The following is a 15,011-nucleotide window of genomic DNA, read 5'->3' as shown; positions in this document are numbered from 1 at the left end:
TTCCGTCATTGTTGAAATGCGCCAAAGCCGCGCCGGCGCCTAAGTCGTAGGTGTTGAATGCCGCAGCCGTCGCCACCCCATAGTCGGCTGTTAACGGACTGGCGAATGAGGATGGACTCACCACGGCAAGCGCCGCAATCGAACCCACCACCCGTGCCAAGCTATATGCTGATTTTAGACTGCTCATAGTTAAACCTCTGTAAAAAAATTAAAGTCCCCCTCCTGTTCTTATAGCTAATTTGTACGGAATTGCAAATAACGGTTTCGTGACAAGCCGGGTTTGTCATGTTGACGCAAGGCGCGCGGCAAGCGTCTGTCTACCTCGAACACTACATGGTTTTTTCGGTTTGTCACTTGAGCTAGAATGGGACGGCTTGATTAACCGTAAACAGACGAGGACTTACTTATGGCAGAGTTTAGAAGGTACAAGTGCAAAACTTGCGGCCACATTTACGACGAAAAACTGGGCGATCCGAAAAACGGCGTTGCACCTGGAACCCTTTGGGAAGACGTTCCCGAAGATTGGGGTTGCCCGAAATGCGGAGCGATCAAGGCGATGTTTACGCTGATGAAGTAGTATTGCCGCACGGGAGCGGTCGCCTTCGCGGCGGGTCGGTCCGAGTTGAAAAGGGCGCGATGGCGCCCTTTTTTGTGGGATTCAAACCAGCTTGGCTTTGATAAATTCAACAATATCCCGCATCGCGACTTCTTGGCTGGCGGCATCTTCCCGGCCTTGATACTCGACAGTACCGCTATCCAAGCCACGGTCGCCGATCACGATCCGGTGCGGAATGCCGATCAACTCCATGTCCGAGAACATAAAGCCCGCCCTAACCTTTCTGTCGTCGAGTAATACCTCGATCCCGGCGTTCAGCAGCTCATGATAAATCTGTTCAACAGTGTCTCGAAGTCGATCGGATTTGTACATATTCATCGGGCAGATCGCGACCTGAAACGGCGCTAATTCCTTGGGCCAGATAATGCCGCGCTCGTCGTGGCCTTGTTCAATCGCCGCGGCGACAACTCGAGAGATGCCGATGCCGTAGCAGCCCATGATCATCGTTTGATTCTTGCCGGCTTCGTTGACCACGGCGGCCTGCATCGCCTCGCTGTATTTGCTGCCGAGTTGAAAGATATGGCCGACTTCGATGCCGCGAGCAATGGTCAGTGTCCCCTTGCCGTCGGGACTGGGGTCGCCGTCCACGACTTGGCGGATGTCGTGGAATTCGATGCCGGCCAAGGGGTGGTCGCGTTCCCAGTTGACGCCGGTTAAATGGAAGCCTTCGTCGTTGGCGCCGCACACGAAGTCGCTGAGGTGTTCCACGGCATAGTCGGCAATAATTTTGCCGGGAAAGGTCTTTTGCTGCTCGAGAATCGGGCCGATATAGCCGGGACGGCAGCTCAACGCGGCTTCGATTTCTTCTTCCTTGGCAAAGTCGAAGTCGCCAATGATTTTATTCAACTTGATCTCATTCAGCTCGTGGTCGCCGCGTAACAGCAGCATATAGTGGCCTGTCTGAGGTTGTCCGGCTGAGTCGACCGTTCGCTGGGTAACGATTAGGGTTTTCAGAACCTTTTCCGGCGCGACGCCCAGATATTCGCAGACCTCGGCAATGGCTTTCTTGCCAGGGGTGGCGGTTTTCTCGAAGGCTTTTTCCGGTGCCGGTCTGTTTTTAGTAGATCTCATTGTTTCGGCTTTCTCGACATTCGCCGCGTATTCGCCGTCGTCGGAAAACGCGATGGCGTCTTCCCCGGAGTCGGCCAGCACGTGGAACTCGTGCGACACCGCCCCGCCAATCGCGCCGGAATCGGCCATCACGGCCCGGAATTTAAGGCCGAAGCGATTGAAAATATTGGTGTAGGTTTGGTACATCACGTCATAGGTTTGTTGCAAGGACTCGTGATCCAGGTGGAAGGAATAGGCATCCTTCATGACGAATTCGCGGGAACGCATCACGCCGAAACGCGGACGGATTTCGTCGCGGAATTTGGTTTGGATTTGATAATAGGTAACCGGCAATTGCTTGTAGCTTTTCAACTCGTGGCGGGCCAGGTCGGTGATGATTTCCTCGTGGGTCGGCCCCAGGCAGAAATCGCGGTCGTGGCGGTCTTTCATCCGCGCCAGCTCCGGCCCGTATTTTTCCCAGCGGCCGGTTTCCTGCCACAGTTCCGCCGGTTGCAATGCCGGCATTAACACTTCCAATGCGCCGGATTTATTCATCTCCTCGCGGGTAATTTGTTCAACCTTGCGTAAAATTCGCAAGCCGAGCGGTAGCCAGGTATAAATGCCCGCGGCCAATTTACGAATCAATCCTGCCCGGATCATGAGTTTGTGGCTGGCAATTTCGGCGTCGGCCGGTGTTTCTTTAACGGTGCTGAGAGGAAATTGGCTGGTACGCATGGCGGCCTTGGGAGTGATTAACAAATCGTTTATTTTAACGTTTAATTTGGCGAACGACGACAAGGTTCGCCGATTTCGCGGTATCAGTTGGGGTTTTGGCATTGCCGCGATCGCCGAAATTTGGGAAACTTGAAAGAATAAAAAATCTAATCGGGAACGAAAGGGAAAAATGATTAAGGTCTTGCTGGTTGATGATCATGAATTGGTCAGGAGTGGTATTCAGGCGTTGCTGTCCGCGGAAACGGATATTGCGGTTGTAGCGGTTTGTAACTGTGGCGAGCAGGCGTTGAAAGTGGTGGAGACGGATCCACCCGACGTGATTCTGATGGATATCAATATGCCGGGGATCGGTGGTGTGGAAGCTTGTCGGCGCATTTTAGCCGCCAATCCGCAAATCAAGATTATTGGCGTATCGGTGCATAACGATGGCCCGATTCCGCAGCAATTGTTGAAATTGGGGGTGGTCGGGTTTGTCTCGAAAGGCTCGTCGACAGCCGAAATGGTAGCTGCGATTAAGGCCGTGGCTTCGGGCAATCGCTACTTGTGCCAGGATGTCGCCAGCAACTTGGCGTTTCAGTTACTGCCAGGCGCGAACCCGTCGCCGTTTTTGCAATTGTCTTCTCGGGAAGCCGAGGTGGCTCGCCTGATACTGAGCGGAAAAAGTATTCAGGAAATGTCGGCGTTGTTGAAAATCAACGACAAGACAATCAATACTTACCGCTACCGTTTGTACGGTAAATTGGGCATCAAGAACGATGTTGAGTTGACCAGACTCGCCGTCAAATATGATTATTTGGACGGCGTTTAATAGCCAAGGTTAACGAGAGTCAGTTTCAGACCAAGCTGCGAGCTTTGTCGAACGCATCTCTGAAGTCCAGAAAGATCGGTTGTTCAGATTCCAGAAGCAGTTTCAATAGCTCTCTTTGCAACTGATATTTGATGTTACCGATCGCGAGCGCGCCGACGCCAATCGCTCCAGGGGATTGTTCGGCGGCGGAAAGCGGTACGGCGGTATCGTTGGGGGCAACGCCTTCGATGCCCGACGGTGGGACCGCGTTCACGTCGCCGGCGACTTTCAGCTGCTTGGCGTTGGCCAGCACATTGGCGCTGACCACGCGAATTCCGGCCTTGGCCGTACAAAAGACAATATCGGCATTTTCGATGAGCGCCGATTTTTCTTCGTCGTTACGTGCCACCGCGCCATCCATTTTCGCGCCAAAGCGCCGATTGTATTGCTTGGTCGCGTCCTTCGCGCTATCGAGCGAGAGATGGTCAACCAGCAGGGTCTCGGCGCCGTGGGTCGAGGCCAGCACGCCGGTGGCAATGCCGACCGGGCCCGTGCCACCGAAAACCAGGGCTTTGCAGTCTTTCAATTCCTTGCCGTGTTGACTTTTTAAGGCCTTTTCGACACAGGCTACTAGCGCCGCCGCCGTGGTGCAGGCGCCGCTAGGGTCTGCGAACACCGACACCTGAAACGGCGGCACCATGGCCGGTTTGCAGGCTTGAAGCATGTCGATCGCCATGCCCATGTCGCGGCCGCCGATGAAAATCGCGGTTTTCTTGACGCCGGAAGGGCCTCTGGAAAAGATCACATCCTGCGTCAAGTTGTGAATGCTTTCCAGTTTGACGTTGGCGTAGGGCATTAGCACATCAAAACCCGCATCGAGTGCCATGTTGATGTCAAACGGGCTATTGTTTGGCATCGGGTCGAACATGTGAAGTATGCTGCGTTTCGGCATTTTTACCTTACCCTTGGTGATAGGCGGACGTGGTGACCAACGCGGTTAGTTTGTCGATTTAATGAACTCGCGCGCGACATCAAACGCGTGTTCGAAATGCAGGAAAAGTGCTTGATCGCTTTCCAGCATGCGTTTCAACAGCCGGCTTTGGGCTTGATATTTGATGTTGCCGATCGCCAGCGCGCCGATACCGACCGCGCCGCTGATCGAGCCGGCAAGCGGCTTGCCGTTATCGAAAGCGTCGACGCCGGCGATACCGGCCGGGGGAACAGCGTTCACGTCGGCCGCGACCTTCAGCTGCGGGGCCTTCGCAATCAAGTCCGCGCTGAGCAGTTCGATGCCGGCCGCGCCGGTGGCAAAAACGACATCGGCGGTTTTCATGTATTCGGCCTTATCGGCGTCGGCGCCGGCCGCGATTGTGATCTTGCCGTCGCCGAACTCTTCGCTGCACAGTTCGGCGGTGCGTTCGGCCCGGTCCAATTGACGGCCTATGATGCGGACCTTGGCGCCGGCTTGAGCGGAAATCACCGCGGCGGCTTGGCCTACCGGACCGGTGCCGCCTAAGGCCAGCACGTTTTTACCTTCGAGCGTGGTATCGAATTTGTCGGCTAGCTCTTTTTCGACGGCGGCGACCATGCCGGCGGCGGTGGTAAACGCGCCGCTAGGGTCGGCGAATACCGAGACTTCGAACGGCGGCACCATGGAATTTTTCGCGCTTTTCAGCATATCCATTGCTTGTTTGGTTTCACGTCCGCCGATGAAAATCGCGGTACGCAACAAGCCTTTAGGGCTGCGGGAAAATATCGCGTCTTGAACCAATCCTCTAACTTCGCTCGGTTCGACATTGATATAAGGCACTGCTGAAATCCAGCCGGCATCCATCGCCATATTGACGTCGAACGGGCTCAAATTTTTGGCTGTGGTCAGCATGTGCAGGATAAAAGGTTTTTCCATGATGGCCTCTGGTATAGGAATGTTAGCCGGTTAGTATAAGAAAAAGAGTTTGGGATAACAATTCTAGGTGAATTGCCGAAGTTCGTACTATTTCAAATGCGGCGGCACGTGCGGTTCTATCGCGGCGTACATCAACTGATGCATTTTCGGATTGCCGGTGATGATGTTTCCGGATTGTAAGTATTTGTCATTAAATGAAAAGTCGGTCGCGACGCCGCCGGCCTCCTGAACTAGCAGCACGCCGGCCGCGATGTCCCATTCCTTGACGCCGATTTCCCAGTACGCATCCAGCCGGCCGCAGGCCACGTAAGCCATGTCGAGCGCGGCTGCCCCGGCGCGGCGGATACCGGCCGAATCGGCGCAGATGGCGCGAAACATGCCGAGATAGGGTTCGATGTTTTCCATGGTTTTGAACGGAAAACCGGTGCCGATCAACGCGCCGCGCATCGAGTTCTGTTTGGTGACGCGAATGCGCCGGCTGTTCAACATCGCGCCGCCGCCGCGTTCGGCGGTAAACAACTCGTCCCGTACCGGATCGTAAATCACGCCCAGTTCCAGCTTGTTCTTGTTTTTTAATGCGATGGAGACCGCGTACTGCGGAAAGCCGTGCAAATAATTGGTGGTGCCGTCCAGCGGATCAATGACCCAGACGTAATCGTTACCCTTGTGTTCGCCGCTTTCCTCGGCCAGGATGGCGTGATCCGGAAAGGCCGCCCGTATGATCTTGATGATCTCTTGTTCGGCGGCTCGGTCGACTTCCGAAGCGTAGTCGTTGCGGCTTTTTTGGTTGACGGCGAGTTTCTCGATGTTTTGCGACGAGCGTTGGATCAAATCGCCGGCACTCCGCGCGGCGCGGACGGCTATGTTAAGCATCGGATGCATGGGAACGGATTGGTAATGAGCAGTTGGAAAACCGCGATAGAATAACAAATGTTTTGTTAGAATCGCCGGTTTTTTAGCCGGCCGGGGGATGGGGTTGTTGTCGAATTTTAAGGTCGTGTTGGTGGAAACCTCGCATCCCGGCAATATTGGCGCGGTGGCTCGAGCAATGAAAAACATGGGAATGTTTGAATTGCGATTGGTGGCCCCCAAGTATTTTCCCCATTCGGATGCCACGGCTCGGGCGTCGGGTGCCGACGATGTGCTCCGGCGGGCCGAAATCTACACCGGCTTGGGCGAGGCGATTGCCGACTGCCAATTGGTGTTGGGGGCCAGCGCGCGCGATAGAACAATTAGTTGGCCGATGGTCTCCGCCAGGGAAATGGCCGAACGTTGGGGTGGAGCGGCGGCGGCCGATCAAAATGTCGCGCTGGTGTTCGGCCGGGAAAACTCCGGTCTGACGAATCAGGAGCTGGATCTTTGCCATTACTTGCTGCGGATTCCGTGCAATCCGGACTACAGCTCGTTGAATCTGGCAGCCGCCGTGCAAGTGGTTTGCTACGAGTTATATGTTGCTGGTGGCCGCCAGCACCGGAGCGGAATTGGCGACCAAGGCGAGGAGCCGCTGGCCAGCGCCGAGCAAATGGAAGGGTTTTACGAGCATCTGTTGCAGACGATGGCGGACATTGGATTCCTGCATCCCGAACGCTCGCGATCCATCATGCGCCGTTTGCGACGCCTGTTCAATCGTGCCCAGCTCGACACCAAGGAGTTGGATATTTTGAGAGGCATCTTGCGCTTCTCGCAAAACCATAATGCCAAGTGAGCCCGCGATGCTAGCCAGATTCAAAGAAGACATACACTGCGTATTCGCCCGCGATCCGGCCGCGCAGTCGGTTTTCGAAGTGGTTACGACTTATCCCGGTTTCCATGCGGTGTTGATCCATCGTTGCGCGCATTGGTTGTGGTCGCGCGGCTTTCGCTGGTGGGCCAGATACTTATCCTTTTTGGCGCGTTGGTTGACTGGCATCGAAATTCATCCGGGAGCCCAAATTGGCCGGCGTTTTTTTATCGATCACGGCATGGGCGTGGTGATCGGCGAAACCGCCGTGATAGGCGACGATTGCACCTTGTATCACGGCGTGACCCTGGGCGGTACCAGTTGGAATAAGGGCAAGCGCCACCCAACCCTGGGTAATGGCGTAGTCATCGGTGCCGGGGCCAAGGTATTGGGGCCGATCGAGATTGGCGAAGGGGCCAGGGTGGGATCGAATTCGGTGGTTGTTAAGTCGGTTCCCGCCGGAGTTACCGTGGTTGGGATACCGGCGCATTTGATCGATGCCAAGTCCAAGCAGCGAGCTAATCGCGATGCGATGGCCCAAAAAATGGGTTTCGATGCTTATGGTGCGACCGGCGACATGCCGGACCCGATAGCAAACGCCATCAATCTGATGCTGGACCACATTCACCAATTGGACAAGCAGGTGGAAGAAATGCGCGAGCGCTTGCGCGCCTCCGGTGTCGAATGCCGAGAGCAGGCCGCCTCGGATATACAGGGTTGCGAAATCAAGGATCAGCAGTGAGACATTGTTGTTTCCGTGTTGCAGGCTTGTCTCAATGACGCTGCGGCACATTAAGAAAGTACTGAACCCCCTGTTAAACACGCCATTGCATCCACAATGGTTAATTCGCGGTCGCAATCGTACTTTAATCGAATGGTTGCGCGGTTTCGAGGGTATTGTTCTGGATATCGGTTGCGCCGATGGTTGGCCCAAGCAATTTTTGCCGGCGAATTGCCGCTACGTTGGGCTCGATTATCCTGAAACCGCGACGGGTTGGTACGGGACGAAACCGAATGTTTACGGCGACGCCGGCCGGTTGCCGATCGCGACGAATAGTGTCGATGTCGTGTTGTTACTGGATGTTCTGGAGCATTTGGCTTCCGTCGATAATGCGATAGAGGAAATCGCCAGGATTTTAAAGCCCGGTGGTCAGTTACTGTTACAAATGCCTTTTCTATACCCGCTGCACGACGAACCGCGCGATTTTACCCGGCTCAGCCGACACGGTATTGGCAATCTTGTTCAACGTTATGGATTGGTGGTTGAAGAGTGCTTAGCGGTCGGCAGGCCAATGGAGACCGCCGGTTTGCTGGCAAACATCGCGATTAGCAAAATTGCCTGGGATTGGGTTTCGAGGAAAAGTCTTTTAATGCCGCTGATTCTGGTGATTCCGTTTTTCGTCGTAATCATCAACCTGACGGCCAAAGTTCTCTCGTGGTTGCCCGACGACAACGAGATTATGCCTTTCAGTTACCAAGTGTCGGTTAGCAAGCCACTTTGAAGACGCACTGTATTTTGGTGCTTCGAGTGCTAAAAAAGCATTCTTATGCAGAATACTTGACCGTTTTACTGGGTTTATTTATAGTCGCGGTTACAATAATCTTAATATGTAAGGGGTTTACCATGCGGCTTACTACTAAAGGACGTTATGCAGTGACGGCGATGCTGGATTTGGCATATCACAGCCAGTCCAACCCGGTGACGTTGACCGATATCGCCACTCGCCAAACCATCTCGCTTTCCTATCTGGAACAATTGTTCGCGCGCTTGCGCAAGGCCGGAATGGTTAAAGGCGTGCGTGGCCCTGGCGGCGGTTATACCTTGAGTCGCAACGCTCGCGAAATCAACATCGCGGACATCATTGAGGCGGTTGACGAGCCGGTCGATTCCACGAAGTGCGGCGGCAAAGCGAATTGTCATAATGATCAGCCTTGTCTGACCCATGATTTGTGGATGGGGCTCAGCGAGCAGATTCGCGAATATCTGAAGGAAATCAGTCTTGGCCAATTGTTGGAGCGCGACCTGGTTGGTGAAGTCGCAAAACGCCAAGCCCGGCAGGTTGAGCACGTCATTGATGTGCACCCGATTAAGGAAAAACTCAGCGCTTAATGATTTATTTCGATCACAACGCGACCACGCGTTGCGACGAACGAGTGGCTGAAGCGATGCAGCCTTACCTGCACGCGATGTACGGGAATCCGTCCAGTCTTTACAAGCTTGGACGCATGGCGCGAAGCGCGATCGACGCCGCGAGAAATCAAGTCGCGGTCTTGGTGGATGCCGAACCGGACCAGATTGTTTTTACCAGCGGCGGCACCGAGGCCAACGCGTTGGCGCTGGCGAATGCTTGGGAGCGCGGCTTGACGATCTCCGCAATCGAACACCCGTCGATCTTTGAAAACGCCGATTATCACCGGCGCTTGTTTCGCGATGTACAAGTCTTTCCGGTCAGCGCCAGCGGCACCGTGAGGGTCGATGCGATACCGATGATGACTTGGCAATCTGGCGACTTGGCGTCGCTGATGCTGGCCAACAACGAAACCGGCGCGATCCAGCCAGTGGGAAAGATGGCCGGCCTATTGGCGGAGCGAGGTGTTTCGGTTCATACAGACGCCGTTCAGGCCCTCGGCAAGATGCCGGTATCATTTCGCCAATTGGGCGTGAAGCTAATGAGTTTGTCCAGTCACAAGATATACGGACCCAAAGGGTGTGGCGCCTTGGTGGTTGCCGATGATTTCCGGTTTCGCGCTTGGCAACGAGGTGGCGATCAGGAGGCCGGTCGACGAGCCGGCACCGAGAATGTTGCCGCAATCGTCGGCTTCGGGAAAGCCGCCGAACTGGCGAAAAATGAACTGGATCAGCGTGTCTCGCAGGTTCGGGAGCTCAGGCGGCGTCTGGAGGCCGAATTATTAGCGGTGCCGGGTCTCAAAATATTTGCCGAAAATTCGGACCGGCTGGCCAACACTGTTCAGTTCGGCATCGCCGGTGTCAATGGTGAAATGTTACTGATGCAATTGGACAAACTCAATATCGCGGTGTCGAGCGGATCGGCCTGTTCGGCCGGTTCCGAGGCGATCAGTCCGGTGCTGACGGCGATGGCTATCGAACCGCTGTATGCCAAATCGGCGATTCGGGTTAGTCTGGGAAAAGACAACAACGAAGCGCAAATCGATGAATTTATTGCCGGCTTAAAGTCGGCGCTCGCATTGAATCGGGAGTATCAAATATGACTATTCAAGTCACGGAAAACGCCGCTAAACAGATTCGCAAACAGCTGGATAAGCGCGGTTCGGGATTAGGTTTGCGGTTGGGTGTGAAGGCTTCGGGGTGCTCGGGCTATGCCTATGTATTGGACTATGCCGATCAAGCCGAGGCTGACGAGTTGGTTTTCGATCAGTTCGGTGTCAACGTGTTGGTTAAGCGCGCTGATTTGGACAAGTTGGATGGCATTGTTCTGGATTACGTTCGCGAAGGCTTTAACGAAGCTTTCAAGTTTCTGAACCCCAACGTCAAGGCCACTTGCGGTTGCGGCGAAAGCTTTGCTGTTTGAGGAATTTGCTAAAAAAACGTTTGGGAGGACGTTTGTTTCCCAATATTTCGTGTTAAGCACAATCGAAACTTGGAAAGTCCGTGGAAGCGTTCGCGGCGTTTTTGGAGGAGACTGAGCCCGCCGAAAAGTCTTACTCCCAGAAGTTAGGGAAATATTTTTTGCAACAACTGGCGAAAGACGGCGGTTAGCGCCCGCGCACTTAGGCGGGCGCCCGAAGCGGCGTTATTTCATGTTTGCGCCGCAATTGCCTTCCATTTTTTTGCCGTCGGCGGCTTTGTCCCCGGAAGTCGCTGGTTTGTTGCCGGCGCATTTGCCTTCGGTAGCGGCTTTGTCTGGGGTCTTCTTCATCATGGCGGCGCCGCATTTGCCTTCACCGCAGGCACCGTCCTTCATTTTGTCCGCCGCGTCGGGCTTGGCTTCGGCGGTCAACATGTATCCGGAGCCCAGATCGGTCAACGCGAAGGGATTGCTCTCGGCTTGCGCCACAGTCATGCCCAAGGTTGGCAACAGGGATGCGCCGATGGCGACAGCAAACGGGAATTTATGGTTTTTTTTCATATAGTCTCCTGGAAGAAATCGATACATATTAAGCGGTTGTTAAGTCAAAACCCGCATCGTTGGCGCAAGCTTTTTAGTAATATCACAAAAATGCCCGGCAAAGTAAAGACGGGTTGAGGGGCCTCGGCGGCGTTATACTGCGCGCCGAACGGGTTAAACTAACTATCGGATATTACGTTCGGACATGAAACCAATTTCGCAAATTCAATTGTTGGGTTCCGATGTACTGCGACGGCAAGCGCAGCCTGTTGACGATTTTTCCAGTAGCGAGTTCCGCGAACTGTTAGTGGAAATGCAGTCGGCAATGGTCGCCGAAGGCGGGGTGGGTATCGCCGCGCCGCAATTGGGGGTGTCGCTGCAGATACTGATTATTGCTTCTCGGCCAACGCCGCGTTATCCGCTGGCACCGGAAATAGCGCCGCTGGTGATGGTTAATCCGCGGTTCGACGTGCTGGAAGGCGAGTTGCATAAGGATTGGGAGGGTTGTTTGAGCGTGCCGGGTATTCGCGCGTTGGTGCCGCGTCATCTGGCTATCGATACGCGGTATTGCGACGCCAACGGCGCCCCTCAACGCCTGGAATTGCGTGACTTTCCCGCCAGAGTGTTTCAGCACGAATTCGATCATTTATTGGGGTTAGTGTATTTGGATCGGGTCGAAAGCAACCGGGATATTATTTCCGAGGCGGAGTTTTTCAAACAAATAGCGGGACAGGGCGAGTGATGAGGACGATTTTGTGGATTTTCGGCTGGCTGACAAGTGTGTGTGCCTGGGCTGCAACGCCGTTGTCGGTCAGTGAAGTCGCCCCGGGGGTCTATTTGCACTTGTCGACACACCACTGGCCGGATCGATCCAATCACGGCGAGATTGCCAACATCGGGTTTATCGTCGGCGACAAATGCGTGGCGGTGATCGATAGTGGTGGTAGCCCTCGGCAGGGAATTGCCTTGCGCGGTTCTGTCAAACAAATCACCGATAAGCCGATTTGCTATGTGATCAACACCCATGTTCATCCCGACCACATCTACGGCAACCGTGCCTTCAAGGACGAACCGGGTGTAAGGTTCGTCGGCCATCATAAATTGGCGCGGGCCATGGCCACACGCGGCGACCACTATTTGAGCCGGGCCGAAGAAGCGCTGGACATCCATGTCAATCAAGACAACATCATCCCGCCTGACTTACAGGTCAAGGATACGATGACCTTGAATCTCGGGAATCGCGAAATTGTGTTGACGGCTCATCCCACGGCGCATACCGACAACGATCTCAGCGTGTACGATAAAACCACCAACACGATGTGGTTGGCCGATTTGTTGTTTCAGGAGCACATTCCAGTTATCGACGGTAGCATCAAGGGTTGGCTAGCCGAATTGGATCGATTGGAACATCGCAGCTATCACTTGGTAATTCCCGGGCATGGCCGTCTGGTCAAGGATTGGCCGGCGGCGATGCAGCCGGAAAAACAGTATCTGGCCGATCTTTCCGCTGAGCTTAGAACCATGATCAAGCAGGGCAAAACACTGGAACAGGCCGTGGCTTCGGCCGGATTGGCCGCGGAAGGCCGTTGGCAATTGTTTGAACAGTTTCATCGAAAAAACGTCACCATCGCTTTCGCCGAGCTGGAATGGGAAGACTGATTATATTGGGAGATTAAATTCATGCGTAACGTATCTCGAATAGCCGCCGCGTTGGCTATGTTGGTGTCTTCGGTTGGCGCCTATGCGGAAGGCGACGACGTGACCTGGAACACGGTAATAAAAGACCAGTTTTTCGCTGGCAAGAGTGTTGAAGAAAGTCCGGCCGTTATCGATCTGGAGGCGCCGTATCGTGCCGAGGACCCGGCGATCGTGCCTTTGAAAGTGACGAGTAAGATTCCTCAAAACAAAGATAAATATATTAAGAAAATTTGGTTGTTCGTCGACAAGAATCCGTTTCCATTCGTCGGCGAATTCGAGTTCTTCCCGGAAAGCGGTAAAGCCGATTTGGCGATGCGGGTTAGGGTCAATACCTACAGCAACATTCGCGCAATCGCGCAGACCAGCGATGGTAAATTGACGATGACTAAAAAATTCGTCAAGGCCAGCGGTGGCTGTTCGGCACCCGTTGGCGCCGATCTGGACGAAGCGCTAAAGCGGATTGGCAAGGTTAAATTTCGATTGGACGAAGGCGTGCAAACCGGTCAACCGACTTTGACGCAATTGATGATCAGCCATCCGAATCTTACCGGCATGCAAATGGATCAGGTAACTCGCTACATCCGTAAATCGCAGTTTGTCGATCAGTTGAAGGTCAGCTTCAACGACAAGCCGGTATTGAATGCTAAGATCGACATCGCCATCAGCGCCGATCCAAATTTTCGCTTCTATTTCGTACCGGACAAGCCTGGGGAATTGAAAGCGGAGTTTTCCGATATTTCCTGCGAGTCGCCGACCAGTCGAAGCGTCTGTAGCAAGGGGACGAACTACGTCCAAAGTTATCCGGTAGCCCCGTGAGTCCGCTGATGCGCGCCTTTGTGTTGCTTGGGATATTGTCGATGGGGCTGGTCGTTCCCGGCGAGGTACTGGCCATGCGTTGTGGGCATAAATTGGTTCGAGTGGGTGATCACAAAACCGATGTTTTGGCAAAGTGCGGTGAGCCGGATGGTGTCGAAGAGCGCACTGCCGTGCGCGGTACGCGGTTGCGCCATCCTTACGGCGCGTTGGAAATCGACCAATTCGAAGAAGTCGTTATCGAGGAATGGACCTACAATTTCGGGCGCAGAAAATTTCAGCAACTTCTGGAGTTCGAAAACGGCGAATTGAAAAATATTCAGGAGTTAGGTTACGGGTATTGAGCGATAAGCTTTCCGAGCTCAATGGTCACGGCGGAAATTAGTGGTTTGGCACCAGAGTATTTCTCGACGCATATCCAGCGCCCTTGGCGGGTGTGGAGTTCGACAGGGGCGTATTGTGTGGATCTGGCGTGGCGGCCCCGGTTAGCTCTTGGTCAGGGTGGCGTAATGCCTCAAGAAAAAGGTAACCGAAGGCTCAGAGTCGTTGTCGCACATTAGAGGTAACCTGGATGTGTGAAAAGATCAGTTTCAATTGTTGCTCAATGGTGGCTTTAAGAGCAAATGGATTGAGCTTGGCGTGTTGTTCGCATAGAGCCTGTTTGGTGCCCTTTGGAATATCAGGATGATCGAGTACTCGTCGGTAAGGGGTTTGTGGCGCATGGTATTTTTTGCTGATTTTGGCGCCATCTCGGTGTTTTTGCTTGAGTTTCAGGCTGGGGCAAAAGTGATTCTGTAAGGGGCACCATAGCGTGCTGTATACCCCGTTCATTAGCAGCACCAGCGCGGCGTTGTCCAGCCGATCGTAGCCGAATAACTGCCGGGCGTGGGTCCAGTTTTTTTGCTCGACGTGCACGTTGTCGTTTTTCTTGTAAGGTCTGGAGCGGATGAAGGCCGGTTTTTGCGGATGATCGGTGAAATAGCGAACCAGGTGATGATTCAGAAATTCAGAACCATTGTCGCAATCGAAGTCTTTCAACGGGAACGGCCATAAGCCCTCAATGGCCTGAATCTGTTCCAGAACGCCTTGCAAGCCTTTGTTCCAGGTGGCTCGGCATTGTCCAGCCGGTGACGATGTCGGTCATGGTCAGACTCCAGACGAAATCGCCGGCCAGCGAATGGCCGCAGTGGGCCACCGTATCGGCCTCGACGAAACCGGGCTGAGTTTCGTCCCAATAATGGGTACGGATGGGAATCTGGGTTTTCAATAGCGAACCGGGTTGGGTGCCGGACAAGCCTTTGGGATGTCCGATGCGCAAGGGTTTGAGCAAACGATCCAAGGTCGCGGCCGACACCTTTAGCAGGCTGTTGAAAATTGCCCGCATACCTTCGGTTTCGATGCTCATTTTCGAAGCTTTGGGTGCGCTGGAAGCCTGATATGGCCTCAAAAACCGGTTTTAGCCGGTTATATTCGCCCCGAAGGGCGTTAAATTCCGCCTTTTGGCGGATTTCAGGCGCACCACCGCCTAGGCGGTACTGTATCGCCAGCCGAAAATGGTACCCATGCGCGTCAGGTTATAGGCGGCAAAGGTAAAAATC

The 15,011-nt window shown here is 54.1% G+C and carries 20 protein-coding genes; 12 read left to right on the top strand and 8 right to left on the bottom strand.

Annotated features, from left to right (window positions below):
• Window positions 1–187: hypothetical protein (locus tag AC3B8H_RS11400; RefSeq protein WP_488441698.1), on the bottom strand; the 187-nt coding region annotated here is incomplete at its 3' end.
• A 219-nt stretch (window positions 188–406) separates the two neighbouring features.
• Between AC3B8H_RS11400 and AC3B8H_RS11395 the strand changes: the two genes are divergently transcribed.
• A complete protein-coding gene (locus AC3B8H_RS11395; RefSeq protein WP_488441697.1) occupies window positions 407–577 on the top strand; it encodes a rubredoxin in 171 nt (56 codons plus the stop codon).
• A gap of 81 nt (window positions 578–658) precedes the next feature.
• Here AC3B8H_RS11395 and AC3B8H_RS11390 read toward each other — a convergent pair whose 3' ends face one another.
• The gene (locus AC3B8H_RS11390) at window positions 659–2,401 is read right to left on the bottom strand and encodes a proline--tRNA ligase (protein ID WP_488441696.1); all 1,743 of its coding nucleotides are present in this window, start codon (window positions 2,399–2,401) and stop codon (window positions 659–661) included.
• Between the two features lie 169 nt (window positions 2,402–2,570).
• On the opposite strand from AC3B8H_RS11390, the gene AC3B8H_RS11385 reads away from it, so the two are divergent.
• Window positions 2,571–3,209: a response regulator gene (locus tag AC3B8H_RS11385; protein ID WP_488441695.1), complete on the top strand. Its 639-nt coding sequence runs from the start codon at window positions 2,571–2,573 to the stop codon at window positions 3,207–3,209.
• A gap of 25 nt (window positions 3,210–3,234) precedes the next feature.
• Here AC3B8H_RS11385 and AC3B8H_RS11380 read toward each other — a convergent pair whose 3' ends face one another.
• The 3 genes from AC3B8H_RS11380 to AC3B8H_RS11370 form a co-directional block, all read right to left on the bottom strand.
• On the bottom strand, window positions 3,235–4,140 hold the full coding sequence (locus AC3B8H_RS11380) for an NAD(P)-dependent methylenetetrahydromethanopterin dehydrogenase (protein ID WP_488441694.1): 906 nt from the start codon (window positions 4,138–4,140) through the stop codon (window positions 3,235–3,237).
• Between the two features lie 45 nt (window positions 4,141–4,185).
• Window positions 4,186–5,094, bottom strand: a complete 909-nt coding sequence (locus AC3B8H_RS11375; RefSeq protein ID WP_488441693.1) for an NADP-dependent methylenetetrahydromethanopterin/methylenetetrahydrofolate dehydrogenase — start codon at window positions 5,092–5,094, stop codon at window positions 4,186–4,188.
• Between the two features lie 87 nt (window positions 5,095–5,181).
• Window positions 5,182–5,976 carry an inositol monophosphatase family protein gene (locus AC3B8H_RS11370; RefSeq protein ID WP_488441692.1) on the bottom strand — a complete coding sequence of 265 codons (795 nt, stop codon included), beginning with the start codon at window positions 5,974–5,976 and terminating at the stop codon, window positions 5,182–5,184.
• A 94-nt stretch (window positions 5,977–6,070) separates the two neighbouring features.
• On the opposite strand from AC3B8H_RS11370, the gene AC3B8H_RS11365 reads away from it, so the two are divergent.
• The 6 genes from AC3B8H_RS11365 (at window position 6,071) to AC3B8H_RS11340 (ending at window position 10,365) form a co-directional block, all read left to right on the top strand.
• Window positions 6,071–6,799, top strand: coding sequence for an RNA methyltransferase (locus AC3B8H_RS11365; RefSeq protein ID WP_488441691.1), 729 nt, complete (start codon window positions 6,071–6,073; stop codon window positions 6,797–6,799).
• A gap of 7 nt (window positions 6,800–6,806) precedes the next feature.
• Complete coding sequence (gene cysE, locus AC3B8H_RS11360) at window positions 6,807–7,556, top strand: serine O-acetyltransferase (RefSeq protein ID WP_488441690.1); 750 nt, start codon at window positions 6,807–6,809, stop codon at window positions 7,554–7,556.
• A 4-nt stretch (window positions 7,557–7,560) separates the two neighbouring features.
• Complete coding sequence (locus AC3B8H_RS11355; RefSeq protein WP_488441689.1) at window positions 7,561–8,316, top strand: class I SAM-dependent methyltransferase; 756 nt, start codon at window positions 7,561–7,563, stop codon at window positions 8,314–8,316.
• Between the two features lie 122 nt (window positions 8,317–8,438).
• The gene (iscR, locus tag AC3B8H_RS11350; RefSeq protein WP_488441699.1) at window positions 8,439–8,924 is read left to right on the top strand and encodes a Fe-S cluster assembly transcriptional regulator IscR; all 486 of its coding nucleotides are present in this window, start codon (window positions 8,439–8,441) and stop codon (window positions 8,922–8,924) included.
• Window positions 8,924–10,045 (top strand): cysteine desulfurase family protein, encoded by a 1,122-nt coding sequence (locus tag AC3B8H_RS11345; RefSeq protein WP_488441688.1) that lies wholly within the window; start codon window positions 8,924–8,926, stop codon window positions 10,043–10,045. Before iscR ends, AC3B8H_RS11345 begins: the two co-directional genes overlap by 1 nt.
• Window positions 10,042–10,365 carry a HesB/IscA family protein gene (locus tag AC3B8H_RS11340; RefSeq protein ID WP_488441687.1) on the top strand — a complete coding sequence of 108 codons (324 nt, stop codon included), beginning with the start codon at window positions 10,042–10,044 and terminating at the stop codon, window positions 10,363–10,365. The genes AC3B8H_RS11345 and AC3B8H_RS11340 overlap by 4 nt, the downstream gene beginning before the upstream one ends.
• A gap of 222 nt (window positions 10,366–10,587) precedes the next feature.
• Here the strand turns inward: AC3B8H_RS11340 and AC3B8H_RS11335 are convergent, their stop codons facing one another.
• On the bottom strand, window positions 10,588–10,923 hold the full coding sequence (locus tag AC3B8H_RS11335) for a hypothetical protein (RefSeq protein WP_488441686.1): 336 nt from the start codon (window positions 10,921–10,923) through the stop codon (window positions 10,588–10,590).
• Between the two features lie 184 nt (window positions 10,924–11,107).
• On the opposite strand from AC3B8H_RS11335, the gene def reads away from it, so the two are divergent.
• From def to AC3B8H_RS11315, 4 genes are read left to right on the top strand one after another with little or no spacing between them, the layout of a single operon-like run.
• Complete coding sequence (gene def, locus AC3B8H_RS11330; protein WP_488441685.1) at window positions 11,108–11,644, top strand: peptide deformylase; 537 nt, start codon at window positions 11,108–11,110, stop codon at window positions 11,642–11,644.
• A complete protein-coding gene (locus AC3B8H_RS11325) occupies window positions 11,644–12,561 on the top strand; it encodes a quinoprotein relay system zinc metallohydrolase 2 (RefSeq protein ID WP_488441684.1) in 918 nt (305 codons plus the stop codon). The genes def and AC3B8H_RS11325 overlap by 1 nt, the downstream gene beginning before the upstream one ends.
• A gap of 21 nt (window positions 12,562–12,582) precedes the next feature.
• Window positions 12,583–13,416 (top strand): quinoprotein dehydrogenase-associated SoxYZ-like carrier, encoded by an 834-nt coding sequence (locus AC3B8H_RS11320; protein ID WP_488441683.1) that lies wholly within the window; start codon window positions 12,583–12,585, stop codon window positions 13,414–13,416.
• The gene (locus AC3B8H_RS11315; protein ID WP_488441682.1) at window positions 13,413–13,757 is read left to right on the top strand and encodes a DUF2845 domain-containing protein; all 345 of its coding nucleotides are present in this window, start codon (window positions 13,413–13,415) and stop codon (window positions 13,755–13,757) included. Before AC3B8H_RS11320 ends, AC3B8H_RS11315 begins: the two co-directional genes overlap by 4 nt.
• A 193-nt stretch (window positions 13,758–13,950) precedes the next feature.
• On the opposite strand, the gene AC3B8H_RS11310 is transcribed toward AC3B8H_RS11315, so the two are convergent.
• Window positions 13,951–14,505: a hypothetical protein gene (locus AC3B8H_RS11310; RefSeq protein WP_488441681.1), complete on the bottom strand. Its 555-nt coding sequence runs from the start codon at window positions 14,503–14,505 to the stop codon at window positions 13,951–13,953.
• The gene (locus AC3B8H_RS11305) at window positions 14,471–14,818 is read right to left on the bottom strand and encodes a hypothetical protein (protein WP_488441680.1); all 348 of its coding nucleotides are present in this window, start codon (window positions 14,816–14,818) and stop codon (window positions 14,471–14,473) included. Before AC3B8H_RS11305 ends, AC3B8H_RS11310 begins: the two co-directional genes overlap by 35 nt.
• Between the last annotated feature and the right edge of the window lie 193 nt (window positions 14,819–15,011).

The organism is Methylomonas sp. BG-2 (genome assembly GCF_057766305.1).
Note: the sequence above shows the minus strand (reverse complement) of the source record. Positions and strands in the feature narration are given on the sequence as shown.

Excerpts from the sequence above, each read along its gene's own strand:
- AC3B8H_RS11325 (WP_488441684.1), top strand. The coding sequence starts at position 11,644 with ATGAGGACGATTTTGTGGATTTTCGGCTGGCTGACAAGTGTGTGTGCC.
- AC3B8H_RS11380 (WP_488441694.1), bottom strand. The coding sequence starts at position 4,140 with ATGCCGAAACGCAGCATACTTCACATGTTCGACCCGATGCCAAACAAT.
- AC3B8H_RS11395 (WP_488441697.1), top strand. The coding sequence starts at position 407 with ATGGCAGAGTTTAGAAGGTACAAGTGCAAAACTTGCGGCCACATTTAC.
- AC3B8H_RS11320 (WP_488441683.1), top strand. The coding sequence starts at position 12,583 with ATGCGTAACGTATCTCGAATAGCCGCCGCGTTGGCTATGTTGGTGTCT.
- AC3B8H_RS11390 (WP_488441696.1), bottom strand. The coding sequence starts at position 2,401 with ATGCGTACCAGCCAATTTCCTCTCAGCACCGTTAAAGAAACACCGGCC.
- AC3B8H_RS11375 (WP_488441693.1), bottom strand. The coding sequence starts at position 5,094 with ATGGAAAAACCTTTTATCCTGCACATGCTGACCACAGCCAAAAATTTG.
- AC3B8H_RS11345 (WP_488441688.1), top strand. The coding sequence starts at position 8,924 with ATGATTTATTTCGATCACAACGCGACCACGCGTTGCGACGAACGAGTG.
- def (WP_488441685.1), top strand. The coding sequence starts at position 11,108 with ATGAAACCAATTTCGCAAATTCAATTGTTGGGTTCCGATGTACTGCGA.
- AC3B8H_RS11305 (WP_488441680.1), bottom strand. The coding sequence starts at position 14,818 with ATGAGCATCGAAACCGAAGGTATGCGGGCAATTTTCAACAGCCTGCTA.
- cysE (WP_488441690.1), top strand. The coding sequence starts at position 6,807 with ATGCTAGCCAGATTCAAAGAAGACATACACTGCGTATTCGCCCGCGAT.
- iscR (WP_488441699.1), top strand. The coding sequence starts at position 8,439 with ATGCGGCTTACTACTAAAGGACGTTATGCAGTGACGGCGATGCTGGAT.
- AC3B8H_RS11340 (WP_488441687.1), top strand. The coding sequence starts at position 10,042 with ATGACTATTCAAGTCACGGAAAACGCCGCTAAACAGATTCGCAAACAG.
- AC3B8H_RS11370 (WP_488441692.1), bottom strand. The coding sequence starts at position 5,976 with ATGCATCCGATGCTTAACATAGCCGTCCGCGCCGCGCGGAGTGCCGGC.
- AC3B8H_RS11385 (WP_488441695.1), top strand. The coding sequence starts at position 2,571 with ATGATTAAGGTCTTGCTGGTTGATGATCATGAATTGGTCAGGAGTGGT.
- AC3B8H_RS11335 (WP_488441686.1), bottom strand. The coding sequence starts at position 10,923 with ATGAAAAAAAACCATAAATTCCCGTTTGCTGTCGCCATCGGCGCATCC.